This window comes from Alteromonas sp. 4NS20-0143, from assembly GCF_057542855.1.
In genome coordinates, this window is record NZ_BAAJLR010000001.1 from 263,359 (window position 1) to 283,703 (window position 20,345).

Here is a 20,345-nt window from a genome sequence, read left to right on the forward strand (position 1 = left end):
CCTACATTCAATCATACATTCAATTAAAAATAAGCAAAAACCATGCTTTTTATTTAGCGATGAAAAATTTTGTGGATCACAATAAAAAAATAGCGGCTCATAAGCAGTAATATATGTTGTGAACAAGGCTGATTAGCTCTATAACGCTGACAAATTACTTTTCGAATACATCATGCAAAGTCTTAACGTTACTCACCTTACCAAGGTTAACCCCCTTCCTGTTTTTGATGAGGGCCTTTTCGAGTCAATCGTCAACGACCTAGTGACGCAAGGGTTTAGTGTTCAGCACTCTGCGCTGCCTAGTTTTATTACTGATGCATTGCTGTCTTGTCAGCGTGCTATGGCAGACAGTGAATATCAAAAAGCCGGCATTGGTAGAGCATCAAATTTTCAGCATGTGGACGCTATACGCACAGACGATATTAGCTGGATTACCGGCAGTACGGTTGAGGGGGAAATTTGGCTATCGTGGTGTGATGCACTGAAAACCTATATTAATAAAACCCTGTTTATGGGGTTGTTTTCATTTGAGAGTCACTTTGCTTGTTACGATGTAGGAGCTTATTACAAACGCCACGTAGACGCCTTTAAAGGGCAAAGTAACAGGGCACTCTCACTGGTAGCATATCTCAATGAACAATGGCTAGAAAGCGATGGCGGCGAACTCGTTTTGTACACAAGTGAAGACGATGCTACGGGTTTTACAGTGAGGCCGGAAAAGGGGACGTTTGTGATTTTTTTAAGCGAACAATTTCCCCATGAAGTCTTAACGTCAAAACGTCAGCGTCATTCAGTGGCGGGGTGGTTTAGAGTAAATGGTAGTATTAATGGTCAAATAGACCCACCAAGATAACCATGACTAGCGCAATATGGGAGGTAAGTGCTAATATCAAAACAGATGCAATAGTATGCATACTAGCCCACAGCGTTGTTTTTTCATTACTGTAAGTCTTTTACACAAGTAGATGCGCTTACAATCAACGTTGTGTTACTTAAGGAAAAGACGTAAGAAGTGGTTGTTAAATGTTGGAAAAAATCCCTGATCCCGTACCAAGAGAAGACCTTCATGTATTGGTTATTGATAATCAAGGATTAGTGCACGATGTAGTGGCCTCAGCACTGCACGAAGTTGGGATAAAGCATGTAAGTAGCGCATTTAATGCCTTTCATGCGAAGCGCTTATGCGAAACCAGACAGTTTGATTTTGTTTTACTTGCCTTTAATGTCAGTCACGATAAGGATGGCTTTCACTTATTTGAAGAGTTGAAACATCTTAATTATATCAACGATACCACCACGGTTATTTTCTTAAGCGCTGAAACGTCCACAGAGCTGGTAAACTGCATCGTTGAATTGCAGCCCCATGATTTTTGGGTAAAGCCATTACAGCGAACGAAAATAGTTTCTCGTCTTCAGTATCTTCTTCATATTCGATACAAACTTCATAAAATGCTGCACTGCATGCAAAATGGCGATTATTCCACGGCCATGTATTACGCAGAGCGACAATTAAAAGACAGTTCGTTAATAGAATATCACCCGAGAATAAAGCGCTTAATTGGCGATTGTCTGCTTCAATTGCGAGACTTTGAAACCGCTGAGAATTATTTTCGAGAGCTGCTGCAAAGTATGGATCACGCCTGGGTACACATTGGGCTCACCCGCTCTCTGCTTCGCCAAGACGAGCTGGAAGAGGCTCAGTTAATTGTAGATGATTTGCTTCAGCGGCCTGACACCCGCTTTCTTACGTTCGATTTATTGGCCCAGTATTTTATTGAAAAAGAGCAGTTTGATATTGCCTACGAACAAATGAAAGAGGCGAGTCGGCTTGCACCGAGAAACATCGAACGAAATAAACGCTTATGGGATTTAGCACGGTTAAATCACGACAAGATTGGCCAGCTATCTGCTGTACAAAATATGGCGAAATTTGCTAAAAACTCTATTCATGACTCACCTCAGCTTTCTTTGAATGTAATACGCTCTACCATCGATTTAGCCACTAGCCTAGGCGGCACTGATGCTGAAAAGTATATTCAACGTGCGCAACACGACCTTGATAATGTCGCGCAGCAAAAAGGTGTACGCACTGATCTGGGCGAGCAAGTGAACGTTATTAAAGCCAGAGTGCTGTGTTTAAAAGATGACAAGAAAGGCGCTGAGCAAGTGATGAAGCAAAGTTCAGCGAATACGGATGGTCTGTCTATGGAAGACAGTCTAGATAAGATGAAAGCCTTTCACGAGCTGGGTATGCGCGAGCACTGCATTAGTATTTTGGAAAAACTTCGAAAGCAAATTGAGGGCGATACGTTTTCGTCGCAAGTGGTAGATGAATATCTCAAGCAAGAGTCTATAGAACGAAACGAAATTCAATTTACGCCTAAAGAGCTCAAGCACATGGCGACGGTGAACTACAAAGAAAATCGCCTTGGTCCTGCTTACAACAACCTTCGACAGGCGCTAACAATTTCTCCTACCGACAAGCAAGTGGCCTTAAGCTTACTTAAGATTATTACTAATATCCACGTGGGCGAAGACTTAACTGAAGATCAAATTGCGTCAGCTAAGGCGGCTGCAAAAGTATTGGTAGAGGGCAAGCTGTCTCCTACTCAAGCTGAAAAGCGAGATATGTACATTCAGCGCTTGGGACTTGAAATTGATGATGTGCACGCGTCAGACTTTATTGGCGTTCTGTCACAAGAAGTCAGTGCATTAGACTCCAGCTCTTTACAAAGTAGAGATAAGGACGGCGCTAAGGAACGTGAAGCATCTCAATAGAAAATTACCGTACGAATAAACATTATGTTTTTATAGCTAAATAAAAAGAGGCAGCTAAACGCTGCCTCTTTTTGCTGTCGTGTTATTTTCGACGTTTAGCTAGCGCGTTTTTTTGCCGCGCTGTTTTTAGAAACAGCAGACCAACGGCGAAAGCCAACCATTGCAGCAAGCAATGTTAGAATTCCTCCCATTGAGCCACCAGAACTATCTTCGCCCTCATCGGGTATCGGAAGCGCAGCTGGCTCGTCAGCGACTAAATTGAAGGTAGCAATAAACGGGTCGTGGTCAGAGCTTCTAAACGGACCAATATCAGTAAACGCATAACCTTCTTCATCTGGGTAGAATCGAAGTGCCTGATTATATTGAAGTTGATACGCTTCAACAGAGTTGATGTTCCAATGTGTGCCATCAACGGCGTCTGCTAGCATGGCATCGCTTGCTAATACGTGGTCTAGGCTACCCACTTGCTCGGTACCAAAGAACCAGTAAGAAAAACCATCTTCATCAAAGGTTTCTGCAAGATTATGGTAACCATAGCTTGCGTCAACCTCGACAGCTTCACCCTCATCCATTCCAGTGTTAATCGCAGTTTTAATCGTGTATCCGCGGTTTTCTGGCGTGTAGTCGGTAAGCACTGCAACAGGGTCTTCTGCGCTGTAGGCATTTAAATCGCCCAATATTATTTTGCGCTCAGGCAGTGTTTCATCATTTAGCGCATTACCTAGCGTAATAGCAGCAGATACACGAAGTGCGTTACAGCTGCCCTGAATGGTATCAATATCAGATGGCGCTTCTGCAACATCTTCTGCACACTGAGAGCCCTTTGACTTAAAGTGATTGACTGCAACGGCAAAGGTTTCGCCGCTTTCAGTGTGCTCGAAGGTTTGCACCAGCGACGGACGCATTCTTGCTAGTCTATCTTCCGATACTTGTTGTTCAGGCATCGCCACTATTACCGCATCGCCTTGTGGCGTTACCACTGTGCCGCGATACAAAAGCCCAACGGTAATTGCGTCAGTGCCAATTTGCGAGTTATCAGCAGTACTGATAAACGCGTATTGCTCTGCTTCGCCAAGCTGAGCATTAATAGCATTAAGTAAAGATTGAATGGCACTATCATCGCCAAAACCGTCATTCTCGATTTCCATTAGGCCGACCACATCAGCATTTAAATCAACAATGGCTTCTACTATACGACCTTCTTGAAGTGCAAAAGCTGCTTCGCTTTCAGCGCCGCGATTATCGTCGTAGTCGAAGGTCAGTTCACCGTTTTCATCTTCATCACCATTGAAATAGTTCAGGACGTTAAAGGTAGCCACTGACAGATTGCCTTCGCTAACCACTGGGGTATCTTCACGGGTAGAGGTAACCGCGATGACTTCGGTAGGGTTGATACGGTAAGTTCCAAAACTGAAATTCAGCGGGCCCGATGCAGACACAGTGTCGCCAATACGAATGGTATTTGCGTAGCTAAAGTTGGGGAAGAAGCTGATAGCATCTGGGAATTGTGAACCGCTGTTATCTTCAATAGTTAATAGGCTAGCCTCGCTCTCTGTCTGTGCAGCAGCAAAGGCATCAGAAAGGGGAGGGGCAATATCGCTTGGCTGACGTTTAACACCATCACTCACCACAATTTCACCGAAACGCCAAAGCGAGTTGGTGCTGGTTACCGTGGCATCGGTGACGCTAACTAACATACCTTCAAAAGCTTCTAAATCTTCCTCGTAAGGCATTGAAATGCTTGTTGTCACCACATCATCGCTCGCACCGCAATCTGCGGCTACAACGTCGCTATCCATCTCTATGGTTGTCATGCCGAAGTTTTCAGTCACGCTTCCGTATAAACGAATAACATTGCCAACTGTGATGTCCGTCTCGCCTTCGACAATAATCGCCTCAGATGTCGTTGCATCGCCATCACTATCAGCGTTTTCTTCTTGGATAAAGAAGCCGCCTTGTCGTGTGCCGGTAATAATGGCTTCAACAATATGACTATTTCCTGCCTCTTCAGAAGCAGCGTCAGAGCCTTGTATTGCGCTAATGAGTGTTGCGTCGTCGCCACAAACGCCTAGTGCAACTGGTGGCTCAACAGGTGGAGCTTCTACATCACCGCCGCCTTCTGTGGTAAAGGTACCTAAAGGAAATGGCGTAGATGCTTCTGCGTTAGTGTTGGCGCCGTCAAGGGCATCAACACCGCTGTATGCCCAATTTTCATCATTAAAAGTCCCAGCGTTTGCGGTTTGTCCATTGCTACGGTAGGCCCATCCATCTAGGTATTCCCAAGCAGTGCCGTTTCCATCAACGTTTATGTCGCCAAAGGTATCAATAACGTTGCCGTCTTTAAAAAGCTCGACTGCGTCATCACCGTTAATCCCCATTGCTGAACTATCAAAGTCTGGGGCCATGCCGAAAAAGCTAGTAAAACCGTCTATTTCTGACGCGATATACAGGTATGTTCCTGCTGAAGCGCTTTGAACTGGAAACGTAAATTCTTCACCATCGCTACCACCACCATTATTGGCACTTCCAATGCCGTACTCGGATAGGTCAGCAACGTCATTTATCACATAAAGCTCAACGGCTTTTGGTACACCGCCCGATAAAGGGCCGTCAATCACACCGCTGATGACAATGTCGTTTGCCAATGCGACGTTAGTTGCTGCAGAAAGTGAGAGCGCAGATAGAATGCCTGCGCTAAGCAAAGATAGTGATGTTCTCACGTCATTTTCCCTTTTGTAGTAGTGTTTTTTTATTTTTTTATGCCCGTGGGGGCAGGCAACATTATTGTTGCTTACACTACCGTATAGGGATTTTTTAAGCGTAACTATGACTTAAGCTTATTCAAGCTGTTTTTTAAAATTCCAATTACAAACAGTGGCTTAGGTTGTATAGGTAAGTTTATTTATCACGTTGGCTACTGTTAAGGAACTCGGCGTTTGCGTTAAGTAACAGTACTGCGTTGTATTTAATAGCTAGAAACGTGGTGAAGCAATGCACTAGCGTAAGATACTCTCCTATCTATAAAACCCCACATCTTAAAAGCTCATACCCCAGAAGCTCATACCTTCACAAAAAGTGCATATCGAAGCGCACCCCTTACAAAAGCAAATCATGACAAAGCCAGCTCCCCGCAAAAGTAAGCATAATCGTCGAGCACTTTATTTGCATATTCGTTCGAGGCGGTAACCATTTGTTCACGTGCGTCTGGCAATAAATTACAAGCAGCGGTGGCAAATCGTGTACTGCGACGGTCTCCACGGCAGTGAGCGAGTGCTAATGTATAGCCACAAAGCTCTGCAAAATAGTCAAAGCCACCTTGGGTCGCTTTTTTGCCCATGACAACATCTTCAGGTGAAATGCCAACTTTAGCGTGATGGCGCGAACGGATGAGATAGTGCTTATTCTCGAAAATTGCCTCATCTAAGATCAGGTCTGGATTGCGCTGCATTCGTCGCTGGCTTCGCGCGGTTAAATGAGCAGGGTTCAACTGATTGACGGGGCAAAGGGATGCGAAGTGATGAAGAGGCGCGGCTTCACGCTGTTGCTTTACTTCTACAATATGACAATGGGAAAAACTCACTGAGGTATGGGGTTTTTGGGGGCCGACTAAAAAATAGAAGCGGTCGAGGTTTACCGAGCCGGTTCCGGCATCCTCGCGGCGCACGATATCAACCACCGAGTCATCCATAAAAGGCGCAAAGGCGTTGTAGAGTTCAGAATATTGTTTGTCGGTTAGTGGAGTGAATGTTGGGCTATTCGCGTTAAATGATAAAATATCATTGTTAAAAACTACCGCCCGAGCAAGGGCACTTTTTGTTGTAAAAGCGCTGCCGTTAGCACTTCTCAATACTGCTTTATCGTAAAGCTTGGCCAATTTTGTGGCTACTTTTTCAGGTCGCCAGTTAACCGCTTCGTTAATCAAGCTTTCATCTTCGGTCACTCTGCGGCAGGTTTCGATGTAAGCGCTTAAAAAAGTATGTTGTGCATTAATCACGTCGTTTTTGCTAATGACGGGTTTCGTTGCGTCAACGTCGTTATCCACATAGACCCCACTTACAATACCTTCACAGTGTATTTGAGATAGAGCAAATGACGTGAGCAACCGGATTATGTCCCAGTGCGCTCTGCCAACGCAGGCATCGTCAAAATCATTGGGTGAAAAAATAACGGTATCACCGTGGGAGCCCTCTTCGGTAAGAAACCCAAAATTAGACAAGTGGCAATCGCCCACAATACTTGTTAGCGGTATGGCATTGAGGTTGTCTGGCAGGGATATGACCCCATTATACACATCGGAGTAAAATAGCTGTGCAGTACCGCGGAAGAAAACAAAAGGGCTTGAAGCCATTTTTAGATGTTTTCCGATAGTCCTTGACGGTGTCGAACCATCAATTCTGGCAATGTTTTGGGCAAGTCGCGAGTTTCGCATTAGACTACTCCGGTGTTATATCGCGTTGTTTTTAATCATATTTGATAAGTTTTAATCGTTCGATTCAATAACTTGATTAGACGATTCACATTTACCAATTAGTGTTTTATAAATTAGCGCGCTATTCTTTGCATCAAGTTGAAGGGCACTTGAAGTTAGCGAAACAAAAATTGCAAAACCAAGTGGTCATAAAAAACGTAAAGATTACTCTCGTATGCTACTGGCTTACGAATCTATTTAAAAACATTCTTTCTTAAACCATAACGGAGAATTTAAACATGGCAATGATCAATACTGCTATTAAGCCTTTTAAAGCAACAGCATTTAAAGATGGCGAATTTATTGACGTAAGTAATGAAGATATTAAAGGCAAATGGTCAGTATTCGTATTTTACCCAGCTGACTTCACATTTGTATGCCCAACTGAGCTTGGTGACATCGCTGATAAGTACGAAGAGCTACAGTCTCGTGGCGTAGAAGTATTCTCAGTATCTACTGACACTCACTTCACTCACAAAGCATGGCACGATTCTTCAGACACAATCAACAAGATCAAATTTGCAATGATTGGCGACCCAACGGGCGAAATCACACGCAACTTCGATTGCATGCGTGAAACAATGGGCCTAGCTGACCGTGCAACGTTTGTAGTAGACCCAGAAGGTATTGTACAAGCAATGGAAATCACGTCTGAAGGCATCGGCCGTGACGCAGACGACCTAGTACGTAAAATCAAAGCGGCTCAGTACGTAGCGAACAACCCAGGCGAAGTATGTCCAGCTAAATGGAAAGAAGGCGAAGCAACACTAGCACCTTCACTAGACCTAGTTGGTAAAATCTAAGCACTGACGCAACTAGCGCGTTTTTACAAAAGCGCAACTAGTTGATAGGGAGTGAATTCTCGCTCCCTCTATTCAATTTTTATTTAACTTTCCAGTTTCCGCTTATAAGTTGATCATCAAAAAAATGGTTGGCGGGGATCGGCATGTCGAAAATAAGGCAGGACAACCGTGTTAACTAAAGAAATTTTACAAGCATTGAAGGGTTATACCGAGACAATGCAAAAAGACGTAACCTTTGTCGTACAGACCGGTGAACACAGCAAGCGTGAAGAGCTTGTTGGCTTTCTGTCCGACATTGCAGGTATAAGCGATAAACTTAGCGTTGAAGAACGCGACACAAACGGCGTACTTCGCAGCTCTGTAAGCTTTTTATTAGAAGCTGATGGCGAAGACACGGGGATCAGATTTTCAGGGATTCCGGGCGGTCATGAGTTTAACTCACTGATTCTAGCCATGCTGCATGCTTCAGGAACCGAATTAAAACTAGATGACAGCGTAGCGTCTATAGTAAAAGCAGTGAGCGAACCACTTAATTTCGAAGTGTTTATCAGCCTAAGCTGCCACAACTGCCCAGAAGTCGTTCAAGCGCTTAATCAGTTTGCGCTAATCAATCCGAACATTACGTCTGAGATGATAGACGGCGGTTTGTATCAGAACGTTATTGAAGAACGTGACATTCAGGGTGTACCAAGTGTTTACCTAAACGGCGAATTGTTTGCTAACGGTAAAGTAGATGCTGCTGTGCTTATTAATAAGCTGATTGAGCAGGATCCAAGTTTAAAAGACGCCAACAAAGGCGAGTCAATGCCGTTACAAGACGTAACTGTTATTGGCGGTGGTCCAGCTGGTGTGGCATCTGCTATCTACAGCGCTCGTAAAGGCTTAAAGGTATCGGTTATCGCAGAAACATTTGGCGGCCAAGTTAAAGATACTATGGGCATTGAGAATTTAATTTCAGTGTCGAAAACCACAGGCCCAGAGCTTGTAGGCAACTTGATGGAACACGTGCGCGACTATGACATTACTCTTAAAGAGCATGTGCGTGTTGATAACATCGAAAAAGGCAATATCAAAACGATCACGCTTTCTTCTGGCGAGCAAATTCGTACTCGTAGTCTTATTGTTGCCACCGGCGCTCGTTGGAGAGAGCTAGGTGTGCCTGGTGAGAGAGAGAACGTAGGTAACGGCGTGGCATATTGCCCACACTGTGACGGTCCATTCTTTAAAGGTAAAGATGTTGCAGTCATTGGTGGCGGTAACTCAGGTATTGAGGCGGCCCTTGATTTAGCCGGTATTGTGAAATCGGTGACTGTTTTTGAATTCATGCCTGAATTAAAAGCAGACCAAGTACTGATTGATCAAGCAAACAAGCGTGACAACATTACCATTATCAAAAATGCGGCAACGCGTCAGATTTTAGCTGAAAATGGCAAAGTAAATGCTATCGAGTACCAAGATCGCAGTACCAACGAAGTACACACGAAAGAATTAGTCGGTGTGTTTGTTCAAATTGGATTGGTACCGAATAGCCAATTTATGAAGGATACTGTTGAGCTTACTCAATATGGCGAAGTTGTTATTGACGGTAAATGTCATACTTCTGAGCCTGGCATATTCGCTGCCGGTGACGTGACAACAGTGCCTTATAAGCAAATCGTAATATCGATGGGCGAGGGTGCTAAAGCGTCGCTAGCTGCTTTTGAATACTTGCTAAGTCATGAAGTAGCTGACACTGAAGAAACTAGTGAAAAAAATAGCGAAAAAGAAACAGAAGCTGCCTAATTAAACAGCGGCAGCAGATACCAAAAACCGGATAAGTTTACTTATCCGGTTTTTTTATGGGCGCAGATTTTTATGGTGAGGTCACAATATATAACTAAAAGGAAGATAACCTTGTAATGCTATTGCAAATGAGAGTGATTATTAATAACATTAAAGAGAATGGACTTTAGTATAAAAATAATCACCAGAGACGCACACATTATGAAAAAACACATTATCGCTGTGGCGGTTTTATCCGCAGTGTCACACCTCTCTTTAGCCCATGCATCAGAAGCCCAAACAGAAGGGGAGCAAGCAGAGCGTTCAAAAGCGGGGCTTGCGCAATCAGAAGACTCTGTTACCGAGCCTTCTTCTTTTGTTGAAAAAGTAGAGGTTGTGGGAAAACGAAGCCCCTTTGGCGCTACAAAAACACAGACCCCTATTGTTGAACTTGCTCGCACTATCTCCATAGAAACAGCCCTAGATCTTAAGCAAAAGGGCGTGCTCAATTTGGCACAAAGTGCCACCTATATGGCAGGTGTTACTGGTGAATCTTATGGCTTTGCTACCCGCGTAGATTCAGTTTCTTCTCGTGGTTTGTCTATTCCTCGCTATCGCGACTCTATTCAAGAGCTCTTTGGCAATTACAATTCTACTCGCGCAGAAATTTATACAATGGAGCAGGTGGAATTGCTAAAAGGGCCTGCGTCAGTGCTATACGGACAAGGTTCGCCAGGAGGAATAATCAATTATGTATCTAAAACACCTCAGGCAGGCAAAGACAGCGAAGTGGTGCTTAGCTATGGCTCATTTAATCGCGCTCAAGTTTCTGCAGATATAAACGGTGCACTGTCTGAAGACGGTAAGTGGCTAGGTCGTGTCGTGGGTATATACCGAAATTCTGACTCCCAGGTAGATTATGTTACCGACGACACTCAAGTGCTTATGCCTTCTATTTCCTATTTACCCAATGAAGACACAACGCTAACGTTAATGGGTCTTTTTCAAGACACCGACAGTGATACAGGTGCCCAATTCATTCCTGTTGAAGGTACCTTGTTGCCTTTAGCCGATGGAAGCTATTTGCCAGACCAAGATGTGTATGCAGGTGAGCCCGGCTTCAATAAATTTGATACTACTTCAAATCAGGTCACTTTGCTGGGCGAGCATATAATCGATGACAGTACGTCGGTATCGTTTACGGCATTGTGGCGTGAGGGGACTGCCGATTACCATCAAGCTTGGCCAACCTTTACTGGTACAAGCCGTTACGTAAATCAATTTGCCAATGCGGATATTGCGCCTACAGAGACCTTTGTACCACGGACATTTTATCAAGCTGACAATACCTTCGACCAACATGCCGTGGATGTCAGAGTCAGCAAATGGTTCACAACGGGAAGCGTTGAACATGAACTACTTATTGGCGGGCAATATCAACATGTAGACACCGATGCCAACAGTGCTTATTTTTTCGGGGGCGGTGCATTGCAAGGCGACTTTACTTATATGCTCGACCTCGCAAACCCAGTGTATACTGGGGCGCCAGAACAGTCAGTATTTGACGCAATCTACAACGATGCGCCATCTCAAGAGGTGGGCGATATTGGTGTGTATCTATCAGATCACATCTCTTATGATAATTGGCGTTTTACCTTAGGTTTACGCCACGATCGCGTAAACAACGACAACGGGACAACCGAGCAAGATGATTCAAAAACCTCATTTGCTGCCGGTGCGTTATATCGCTTCGAAAATGGTTTTTCACCTTATGTAAGCTTTGCTGAATCGTTTGAAACTGTAGTGGGCCTTGATGTAAACAATAATCAACTTGAGCCAGAGGAAGGGCGTCAGTATGAAGCGGGTATTAAGTATGAGTTATCGTCTATTCCCGGTTATGTGACGCTAGCTTATTACGATATTGAAGTATCAAACTTACCCAACCCCAACAACTTACCGGCTGAATTTGGTCAGCAGCAAGGCGTGGCGGAGATAAGCGGTGTGGAAGTTGAGGGTGAACTCACCTTTGACACTATTAGCGTTCAATTTGCTGCCTCTTCAATGGATACAGAAGACCCCAATGGCTATGCATTTGCAGCACAGCCAGATAAGAATGGCTCTTTGTGGATTAACTATGCACCAGAATTTACAGCGGGATTGCGCATGGGCGCTGGGGTTAGGTATGTAGGCGAAACCGTGTCAGAAAACGCAAGTTTACGCTACGAAACGCCTAGCTATACGCTAGTTGATGCCATGCTAGCTTATCAGCTTAATAGAGACCTAGATTTACAGCTTAATATCAGAAATTTAGCTGATAAAGAATACCTAACGTCATGTCTCACCCGGGGCGATTGTTTTCCTGGCGTCAGACGCACCATTAATGCCTCTATTACCTATTCGTTTTAGGAGCTAGCATGTTGACGTTTGTAGCTGGAACGCTTTCCATTGCAACTGTAGCAACCTTATTTAAAAGCTGGCGCTCTCAAGCGTCAGCTTTTCTTATCATTGGGCTGTTACTGTTGGTACTTTCTTGTGTCTGCTGGTCGTATGCACAGGGCTGGGAGTTCGGTGTGCTTTACGCTTTATTAGCGCCCGGGCTGTTGGCTTGGTTATTTATTATGGCTAGTCAACGAATACTACCCGCACCTAAAAATACGCCATCACCAAAATCTCTCGACCTATCGCGTAGTACGTTGCTAATTAATGGCGCACACTTTATCAGCGTATTGTTCGTGCTGCTTGTCACCAGCGTGCTTATAAGTCTCGGTTTTTCTGCCTCAATGCCTTTTTCTACGGCGGGGCAGTTAGCCTTATCAGTCATTCTTCTTCCGCTGGTATGGGGGCTTTGTGCTTACCATTACCTAGCGTCGTCAAAGAAAAGACAGCCACTTATTACCTATGTAGTACTTGCGCTACTTGGTTTACTGGTTGTGCGCATAGCGCCTATTTGAAGCTAAATTATGAATAAAATTACTAAACAAAAAGCATTACATGCACACAGCTGGGTAGGGGTATTTCTTAGCGTTTTATTATACCTGGTGTGTCTGTCTGGCACTGTTGCCGTATTTCACTTGGAATTTGAGCGTTGGGAACAGCCTCATATAGAAGAAATGCCATCGGTTACGCCTGACGCTGTAAATAAAGCCATGAACCGCTTTTTAGACAAGCATCCAGAAGACACTAAGCATTTATACGCAGTCTTCCCCACATCTGATATTCCTCGACTTGTTGTTGAAAACGACAACGAAAGCTACTTTGCGACTCAAAAAGGCGAGTTGATTGAGAAAGAAAGTGTGTCGTTTACCGAGATGCTGGTGGATTTACACCTGTACCTACACCTACCAAAAAGTTGGGGAATGATTTTGGTGAGTTCGTTAGGTGCATTAATCTGTACATTGGTTATTACCGGAATTATTGCTCATAAACGAATCGCCAAAGATGCATTCGCGCTGCGCAAAGGGGGTAATCGACAGCAGCACAAAATTGACCTTCACAATCGCTTTGGCTTATGGGCATCGCCGTTTCATCTCATTATAGGGGTAACAGGCACGTATTTCGGTATGGCCGGTATCATTTTAGTAACAGTGGCTCAATTGAATTACAACGGTGATAGAGACGCAGTTGTAGAACAAGTTTTTACGCCCGACCCTGTAATAGCGCCCCAATCAGGTAAAGCAGATATAGCGAAGGCCTTCTCTCAAATGGATGTTCTCGCACCAGAAAAGTCGCCCATTTTTCTCACCGTGCATGAAGTGGGAACGCCGCAACAATTTATTGAAATATACGCCAAAGCGCCTCAAAAAATGATTTACGCAGAGGGCTACCGATTTGACTCGAATGGCGATTTTATTGGTGTTGCGGGTTATGAAAATGGCGAGTGGGGCAAGCAAGTTATTTGGTCTATGTATCGATTACACTTTGGTGATTTTGCAGGGCTAACGAGCAAGTGGCTGTATTTTGTGTTTGGCGTAATGTTAACTATTCTCTGTGTGTCAGGTATGGAGATTTGGCTATCGAAAAAAGCCTATCCGGTATTACCCACACGATTGTGGCACAGTGCTGTCTGGGGCAGTATTAGTGCACTGTCGTTTACCGCAGTGGTTGATATGTATTACGAAGGGTCGTTAACAGCGGTTTTTTGGTGCTTTATTTTACTTAATACCCTTGCTGCAGCCGCGAGCGCGCGGTTCACTAAGTCAGTATGGCTGCTAATCTCAGCGCTAAGCGTGCTTTGCTTGTTGGTTGCTTATGGGGTTACTCACGGAAAAGCCAGTTTCACTGTGTCCTCCCTTCAGCTAAATATACCGTTGACGGGGTATGTAGTGTGGGCGTTTTATCGCTCTTTTCGGTTACGACATGTGCAAGCGTGAACCATAGCAATGAGTAGGGCTGATGATGGAGCAGTGCCTCAGCTTAAAAAATAACGGTAGAAACAAAAAAACAGTGCGTTAAGCACTGTTTTTTTCACAATCAGTAAACCCACATTCCTTGCACCGTGGTTTATAAACACCTAGGCACGGCTTTGGAACTTGCGTTCTTCAGTGTTTACTTTTATCCATTCACCAGTACTGATGTATTCAGGAACTTGCACCACAAGGCCAGTAGATAAAGTAGCTGGCTTGGTACGCGAGGTTGCTGAAGCGCCTTTGATTGACGGGTCAGTTTCAACCACTTCTAGCTCTACGCTCATCGGCAAGTCGAGGGCAACAGGCACATCACTCACAATTAACACCTGAATAGACTCAGTCTTTTCATTAATGAACAAGGCTTCATCAGCAATACTTTCTTTGTTTAGGTGATAAGGTGTGTAGTCTTCGTTATCTAGAAAAACAAATTCGTCGCCGTCCATGTATGAAAACATCACGGGGCGGCGCACTAAATCAGCCATTTCTAACATGTCTGAGTCTTTAAATGTTTCGTCGAATTTAGCGCCGCTAACGACATCGTACATACGCATACGATATATGCTTCCGCCAGCGCGGCCCTGAGGTACTGAACGATCAATATCTCTTACAATACACGTTTTTCCACCGTAAACGATGGTGTGATTTTTTTTGATTTCACTTGCCTTTGGCATGGTCTTACCCTGTTATTAATGGCTTTATCTACGCGTAGCCATGTTAAGTTTCCCTGCTATCTTCCGCTATTTTGCACGAATGAGGAAGTGGATTGTAGCTAAAGTTGTCGCTAAAAATGATGGTTTAAAGGAATTGGCGTTCATATTGTGGGCGATGCTGGTTAGGTGAGTCGCACCCATGCGGTTTTAATTACGCTTATTGCGTTTCCATGTGCCGCCGTAAATATAATCACTGCAATCAGATGCCTCTAGCTGGCACGTTTTACAGATAATATGCCACTCACCCTTATAACTAACGCGATACTGAACATCTGCTTCCACCTTGCAGTTGTCACATTGTCGTGGCGGCCTTTCTCTTGTCTTTTTTCCCACTTACGTTTTCCTATCTACACCTTCTAACTTGTACTTTCAAACTTGTACTTTCCTACTCAGAAGCCCACTAACTTAATGGTTATCTATTTACGCTGACAAGCCCTAGATTTTCTTTGCCATAATAACGGCGATAGCCGAGCCTTTACCTACCATGTTACCCCATAATTTCATAGCATGCGTTGGGGGAGTAGTCATTGCATTGTACGCTTCGTCTCTGTGACTTTGCTCGTCTGACTGGCACTGTCTAAATTTTTCTAAAACATCAAAGGGCGTAGTTTCAAGGTTCTCAAGCAGACAGCACTGTTCTTCGTAGTGCTCATCAACGAAATATTCAACGCAATAGATGGTATAAAAAAACCAGTTGCGCCCCAAAATCCTCGGAAGAAAACCTGTCATAAACCCCGCTACCATCCAAAGTAACAGCATATAGCTGCCTCTAAACGGGGGCATGTGGTTTTCAAATATATCGAGATGATTCTTTTCAGTGGCCAGATGCTCAGAAGCAAACGAAGACACGCCATCTTCTGTCTTTTGCTTTTCCTTTTCTTTTCGACTCTGTGCTTGCGGGCTTAACTTAGCCCAAAGGCCTGCCACTATGCTCACTAAGAAATCGGCGGTAAGGGCGCCGCGGTAAATCCAAACTGCTCCGGTCTCGCCGGCGTGACTAGCTCGTAACTCTTTGTCTACCAGACTTATCGAGTTGTCGGTCATCGCTTTGCTTATTATCGACATCACTTTTCCTCGTTAATAGGGGGCCAACAACCAATAAAAAGCCACGCACAGCGCTACCAGCTGTACCGTATTAATTAACACGGTGAGGCGGTGGTATATTTGGAATTTCTTTTCCTGTTGGTTATCGGTGGCGTGATTTGCCAGTGGCATAAGTATTTGACGGCTAATAATGAAGCCGAGTGTGACAGGCGCTATCAGCCAGGCCACTTGCCAATGGCTGCTTATAATTGCAGAAGCGGTAGCAAGTAAACTCAGTGCGCCAAAATACAAATAGTAAAAGGGAAAAAAGGTGCGAATAAAAGGCCGGGCAACTTCGCTTGGGAGTTTTATAAAAATTAATGGCGCAAATAGAGCTTGGAAAGTCACCATGCCGCCAACGATAACTACAAGACACCCGCACAATAGAAGAAACATAAACACAGCACTCGTAATAAATGAATAGTTAATACCGCTGTGGCTACAGTAAAAGATTGATACTTAACGAATTGTAATTTTTAAGAAAGGGCGAGGCATAAAATTAGATGCATACGCTAGACATTTAACCATTTGGTTTGCCGAAAAAGGGCAGGGTCGCTGACAAAGTGACTAGCAAAGGAAAGCGTGGGCCAGCATCATATGCCCTAGGAAACATGATTTAGTAAAGTACGACTTAGCAAAACATGATTCAGTACAGCATGACTTAATATAACTAAAATAAAGAGTCTATTTTTAAATACAGTTGGTATGTTAATTAAATTAATTGATATGAAACAACACGAGATTGCACCGTGGGCACTGCCATTTTTCGTTTACTTCTAATAACGTTTTTTCTTCTTTGTATCTGCGCGGCCTATTTCTCTTTTTGGCCTGTACCCATTTCACCCGCATCTTGGCAAGCGCCAAAAGATAATGGCCTGGTTGGAAGCTACAAGCAGAATGAAAAATTAAAGGCGCTTCGACATATATCAATGGCTGATGATTATGGCCCCGAGGACCTTGCAATAAGTGCAAGCGGTGTCATCGCTGTATCGAGTCATTCTGGAAATATTCTTAGAAAGCGCCCCAGTGATACCCAGTTTGAGGTTTGGGTTAACACAGGAGGTCGTCCTCTTGGGGTAGAGTACGATAGCGACGACAATCTATTCGTTGCTGATGCACACCGAGGCCTACTTAAGATTGATGTCGCTGGCACAGTTAGCGTATTAGTCGATAAAGTTGAGGATGGTGGCAAAGATACTGCGGTTGTTTTCGCCGACGATGTTGATATTGCCGATAATGGAATGGTCTACTTTACTGATGCGACATCCAAATTTGCTGCTCAAGATTACGGCGGAACGCTGAAGGCCAGTATGCTTGAGATAATGGAGCACAGGGGGAATGGGAGGCTTATCGAATATAACCCCGTTACTGGGGCTTCAACTGTGATAATGGATGCTCTTATTTTTGCCAATGGAGTCGCAATAAGTAACAACGGCGATAGCGTGCTTGTGAATGAAACGGGAAAATACCGTGTATTACGCTATTGGCTAAAAGGTGTTAATAGAGGCAGGGTGACTGTGTTTATGGATAACCTACCAGGGTTTCCAGATAATATTAGTACCACCAAGGAAGGGGATTACTGGCTAGGCTTTGCCGCACCGCGCAACAGCATGATTGATAAACTGTCCGTCAGCCCTTTTTTACGAAAGGCCATAATGCGCTTGCCCGCTGTGCTAAGTCCACGTGCAGAGGCCCTCGGGCACGTCATAAAAGTGAGCTCAACAGGTGAGGTACAGCAAAGCCTTCAATCTGCCGACGGGGGCTATGCGTTTACCACCGGTGCACTTCAAACGGCGGACGGGCTTTATATCTCAAGTTTAACAGAGCCTTCCATAGGTTTTATCCCTAGTGCAGAACTGCCATTTAAAGACAGTGATTAACTCATTTTAAACGAGCAATCTCCTAAAAATGTTTCAGTAATATTCTCGCTGTACTCTAATTTTGTCATTAGCGTTTTTTTACAAAATTTTAAAGTAGATAAATGTTAAATTGCGGATGTGTGTGGCAATATCAACATCGAGTTTATTTTTTGATCAGTGAACTGTGGACAGAGCAACGTTTTCGCAGAGAGCAACATTTACTCCACTGGTTGCTAGAAGGAATATTTGTATGAAGGTAAGCAATTTTTCATCACTAAGAGAGCTCACGATAGCCGCTCTTGTGATTTCATCTGTCACTGCGTGCGGTGGTAGTGGTTCTTCTAACACCACACCTGAGTCGAGCGTCACTCCTCCTCCACCTCCTGTGTCAGAAACGCCAAGTGAACCTGACTGGCAGGCAGGCGTTTACGAACCGGAATCAAATTTTATTAACCAGTGTGAATCGCCAAGAAGCGGTATCGATCCGTTTTCAGGTAATCCCTATCCTGATGAAGCTGGCACTGCAATGGATGAAAAGCTGTGGATGCGATCATGGACCAACGATACATACCTATGGTACGACGAAGTTGACGACAACGACCCGGCCAACTTTACAATCGCTGATTACTTTGCACAGCTCAGAACCACTGAGCTCACGCCTAGCGGTACACCGAAAGACAATTTTCATTTCTCCCGCGCTACTGAGGAGTACAATACGTTAACGCAAACCGGGGTGTCATCTGGCTACGGTGTTGAGTGGGAATTTGTCAGTTTGACTGCGCCTAGAGAGCTCATTGTGCAGTATACGGAGCCTAATTCGCCTGCAGAGACTGCGGGTATTCCCCGTGGTGCGTCGCTGAAAACCATCGACGGCGTAGATTTTGTTAATGCTAATACCCAGGCTGAGGTGGATGTGATTAACGCGGGGCTGTTTCCGAGTGAAAGTGGCACCACCACCAATCTGACTTTTGAGCTTGTAGACGGTAGCGAGTTATCAGTGAGCGTTACCTCTGCTGACATAGAAGTATCGCCAGTTCAAAACGTCACTGTGCTTGAGACCAGTGCGGGTAAAATGGGGTATTTTCAATTCAACACTTTTATTCGTACGGCGCAAGAGCCGCTGGTAAGCGCATTTGATCAATTTGTGAATGATAACGTTACCGAGCTTGTTATCGACCTTCGATATAATGGTGGTGGGTTACTTGCTTTAGCGTCTCAGGTTTCTTACATGGTGGCGGGACCAAATCAAACCGACGGCGCTATTTTTGAGACATTACAGTTTAACGATAAATATCCAACAAGAAACCCGGTAACCGGCTCTACAATTAGCCCTACGCCATTTTACTCAACAGAGATAGATTACAATGCGGGTGTGCTCACTAATACGCTACTCCCTGATTTATCGTTAACGACGGTATACGTCATTACGACCGGTTCTACCTGTTCTGCCAGTGAAGCGGTGATTAACTCATTGCGCGGTGTGGATGTAGAAGTGGTACAGATAGGTACACCCACGTGCGGAAAGCCTTATGGGTTTTATCCAACAGATAACTGCGGAACCACCTATTTCACTATTCAATTCCAAGGTGTGAATAACAAAGGGTTTGGTGACTTCGCCGATGGCTTTATTCCTAGCTCAACGCCCAACTTTGACTTTGAGTTACCAGGTTGCGATGTGCAAGATGACTTCACAAAACCACTTGGCGATGCCAGTGAAGGTATGCTGTCAGCGGCAATACAATATGCAGAATCTGGCGCATGCCCAGTAAGTACTGCATCTTCAGTATCTGGGTCACAACTTAATGCGCCATCTGACAGCCAAGCAAGTGGTCAATCTAATGCGAGCGAGTCGTCCCTAGCAATTAAGCCACCTCATACCCAGCGAGATGAGTTGATACTGCATAATAAAATTAACGAGCCTATTCTTCGAGGCGACAACTAATGGTGTGCTTAAAGCGCAGAGAAAAACACAAAGCAAAACGCCTGTTAGCTTGTGTGTTGACGCTTGTTTTGACAGCGACAGTAGGGTGCACTTCCACAAAAGCCGATTCACCTGAAATGGCCTTACTAGCGACATCATCTCAAAGTGTGGCGACCTCAGGGACTGACAGCGTGGCTGTTATCGAAACGGCGATTGGTCAGTGGTTTGGCGGCATGGATATCACCCTAGCAGATACTGCGTTTACTGCGTCGTCTACCTTAAGTATTGAGCGCAAAGGCGCAATGGATAAGCGAAGTTTGCCTATTGACGGCAGACACAGTAATCCTGCGTTTGTGTTTACGTTGCTAAAACGCGGTGATGAATGCTTTATTCGTAACGAACAGAACAATGAAGAGATGCTGCTTGACGGAGTTGATTGTGTGGCAGTGAAGCGATAGTTCATATGTATTAGTTGTGAATTGCGGTATACACACTCTTAAAGACAAAAAGGGCCTTTTAGTTATCAAAAGGCCCTTTTTTAGTTTTTTAAAGCTTG

Annotated in this window: 15 protein-coding genes; 10 read left to right on the forward strand and 5 right to left on the reverse strand. The window is 44.4% G+C overall.

The annotated features are described in order from the left end of the window. Nucleotides 1–172 precede the first annotated feature (172 nt). Together AC27HD_RS01100 and AC27HD_RS01105 are read left to right on the forward strand one after the other, a co-directional pair. Nucleotides 173–853: a 2OG-Fe(II) oxygenase gene (locus AC27HD_RS01100; protein ID WP_487103241.1), complete on the forward strand. Its 681-nt coding sequence runs from the start codon at nucleotides 173–175 to the stop codon at nucleotides 851–853. A gap of 170 nt (nucleotides 854–1,023) precedes the next feature. Then, complete coding sequence (locus AC27HD_RS01105; protein ID WP_487103243.1) at nucleotides 1,024–2,778, forward strand: response regulator; 1,755 nt, start codon at nucleotides 1,024–1,026, stop codon at nucleotides 2,776–2,778. A gap of 95 nt (nucleotides 2,779–2,873) precedes the next feature. Here the strand turns inward: AC27HD_RS01105 and AC27HD_RS01110 are convergent, their stop codons facing one another. Together AC27HD_RS01110 and AC27HD_RS01115 are read right to left on the reverse strand one after the other, a co-directional pair. After that, nucleotides 2,874–5,498: an ExeM/NucH family extracellular endonuclease gene (locus tag AC27HD_RS01110; RefSeq protein WP_487103245.1), complete on the reverse strand. Its 2,625-nt coding sequence runs from the start codon at nucleotides 5,496–5,498 to the stop codon at nucleotides 2,874–2,876. A 389-nt stretch (nucleotides 5,499–5,887) separates the two neighbouring features. Next, a complete protein-coding gene (locus AC27HD_RS01115) occupies nucleotides 5,888–7,207 on the reverse strand; it encodes a DUF2252 family protein (protein WP_487103247.1) in 1,320 nt (439 codons plus the stop codon). 284 nt (nucleotides 7,208–7,491) lie between these two features. Between AC27HD_RS01115 and ahpC the strand changes: the two genes are divergently transcribed. From ahpC to AC27HD_RS01140, 5 genes are all read left to right on the forward strand, one after another. Further along, entirely contained in the window at nucleotides 7,492–8,049 is a 558-nt protein-coding gene (ahpC, locus tag AC27HD_RS01120) for an alkyl hydroperoxide reductase subunit C (RefSeq protein WP_442853199.1), read from the forward strand. Nucleotides 8,050–8,217: 168 nt separating this feature from the next. After that, nucleotides 8,218–9,831 (forward strand): alkyl hydroperoxide reductase subunit F, encoded by a 1,614-nt coding sequence (gene ahpF / locus AC27HD_RS01125; RefSeq protein WP_032096559.1) that lies wholly within the window; start codon nucleotides 8,218–8,220, stop codon nucleotides 9,829–9,831. A 201-nt stretch (nucleotides 9,832–10,032) separates the two neighbouring features. Beyond that, nucleotides 10,033–12,216: a TonB-dependent siderophore receptor gene (locus AC27HD_RS01130; protein ID WP_487103249.1), complete on the forward strand. Its 2,184-nt coding sequence runs from the start codon at nucleotides 10,033–10,035 to the stop codon at nucleotides 12,214–12,216. A gap of 8 nt (nucleotides 12,217–12,224) precedes the next feature. Then, the gene (locus AC27HD_RS01135; RefSeq protein WP_032096557.1) at nucleotides 12,225–12,761 is read left to right on the forward strand and encodes a hypothetical protein; all 537 of its coding nucleotides are present in this window, start codon (nucleotides 12,225–12,227) and stop codon (nucleotides 12,759–12,761) included. A 9-nt stretch (nucleotides 12,762–12,770) separates the two neighbouring features. Further along, a complete protein-coding gene (locus AC27HD_RS01140) occupies nucleotides 12,771–14,180 on the forward strand; it encodes a PepSY-associated TM helix domain-containing protein (RefSeq protein ID WP_487103251.1) in 1,410 nt (469 codons plus the stop codon). Nucleotides 14,181–14,320: 140 nt separating this feature from the next. Here the strand turns inward: AC27HD_RS01140 and efpL are convergent, their stop codons facing one another. The 3 genes from efpL to AC27HD_RS01155 form a co-directional block, all read right to left on the reverse strand. Further along, nucleotides 14,321–14,887, reverse strand: coding sequence for an elongation factor P-like protein EfpL (gene efpL / locus AC27HD_RS01145; protein ID WP_032096555.1), 567 nt, complete (start codon nucleotides 14,885–14,887; stop codon nucleotides 14,321–14,323). A gap of 474 nt (nucleotides 14,888–15,361) precedes the next feature. Next, a complete protein-coding gene (locus tag AC27HD_RS01150; protein ID WP_032096554.1) occupies nucleotides 15,362–15,991 on the reverse strand; it encodes a demethoxyubiquinone hydroxylase family protein in 630 nt (209 codons plus the stop codon). Nucleotides 15,992–16,003: 12 nt separating this feature from the next. Further along, complete coding sequence (locus AC27HD_RS01155) at nucleotides 16,004–16,405, reverse strand: DUF4149 domain-containing protein (RefSeq protein ID WP_032096553.1); 402 nt, start codon at nucleotides 16,403–16,405, stop codon at nucleotides 16,004–16,006. Between the two features lie 353 nt (nucleotides 16,406–16,758). On the opposite strand from AC27HD_RS01155, the gene AC27HD_RS01160 reads away from it, so the two are divergent. The 3 genes from AC27HD_RS01160 to AC27HD_RS01170 all read left to right on the forward strand — a co-directional run bounded on the left by AC27HD_RS01160 (nucleotide 16,759) and on the right by AC27HD_RS01170 (nucleotide 20,247). Next, nucleotides 16,759–17,889 (forward strand): SMP-30/gluconolactonase/LRE family protein, encoded by a 1,131-nt coding sequence (locus AC27HD_RS01160; RefSeq protein ID WP_487103254.1) that lies wholly within the window; start codon nucleotides 16,759–16,761, stop codon nucleotides 17,887–17,889. A gap of 229 nt (nucleotides 17,890–18,118) precedes the next feature. Then, on the forward strand, nucleotides 18,119–19,810 hold the full coding sequence (locus AC27HD_RS01165) for a S41 family peptidase (RefSeq protein ID WP_487103256.1): 1,692 nt from the start codon (nucleotides 18,119–18,121) through the stop codon (nucleotides 19,808–19,810). After that, nucleotides 19,810–20,247 (forward strand): hypothetical protein, encoded by a 438-nt coding sequence (locus tag AC27HD_RS01170; RefSeq protein WP_032096551.1) that lies wholly within the window; start codon nucleotides 19,810–19,812, stop codon nucleotides 20,245–20,247. The genes AC27HD_RS01165 and AC27HD_RS01170 overlap by 1 nt, the downstream gene beginning before the upstream one ends. Nucleotides 20,248–20,345: the final 98 nt, after the last annotated feature.

Coding starts and splice junctions, on each gene's coding strand:
- AC27HD_RS01100 (WP_487103241.1), top strand. CDS start 173: ATGCAAAGTCTTAACGTTACTCACCTTACCAAGGTTAACCCCCTTCCT.
- AC27HD_RS01105 (WP_487103243.1), top strand. CDS start 1,024: ATGTTGGAAAAAATCCCTGATCCCGTACCAAGAGAAGACCTTCATGTA.
- AC27HD_RS01115 (WP_487103247.1), bottom strand. CDS start 7,207: ATGCGAAACTCGCGACTTGCCCAAAACATTGCCAGAATTGATGGTTCG.
- ahpC (WP_442853199.1), top strand. CDS start 7,492: ATGATCAATACTGCTATTAAGCCTTTTAAAGCAACAGCATTTAAAGAT.
- AC27HD_RS01130 (WP_487103249.1), top strand. CDS start 10,033: ATGAAAAAACACATTATCGCTGTGGCGGTTTTATCCGCAGTGTCACAC.
- AC27HD_RS01135 (WP_032096557.1), top strand. CDS start 12,225: ATGTTGACGTTTGTAGCTGGAACGCTTTCCATTGCAACTGTAGCAACC.
- AC27HD_RS01140 (WP_487103251.1), top strand. CDS start 12,771: ATGAATAAAATTACTAAACAAAAAGCATTACATGCACACAGCTGGGTA.
- efpL (WP_032096555.1), bottom strand. CDS start 14,887: ATGCCAAAGGCAAGTGAAATCAAAAAAAATCACACCATCGTTTACGGT.
- AC27HD_RS01150 (WP_032096554.1), bottom strand. CDS start 15,991: ATGTCGATAATAAGCAAAGCGATGACCGACAACTCGATAAGTCTGGTA.
- AC27HD_RS01155 (WP_032096553.1), bottom strand. CDS start 16,405: ATGTTTCTTCTATTGTGCGGGTGTCTTGTAGTTATCGTTGGCGGCATG.
- AC27HD_RS01165 (WP_487103256.1), top strand. CDS start 18,119: ATGAAGGTAAGCAATTTTTCATCACTAAGAGAGCTCACGATAGCCGCT.
- AC27HD_RS01170 (WP_032096551.1), top strand. CDS start 19,810: ATGGTGTGCTTAAAGCGCAGAGAAAAACACAAAGCAAAACGCCTGTTA.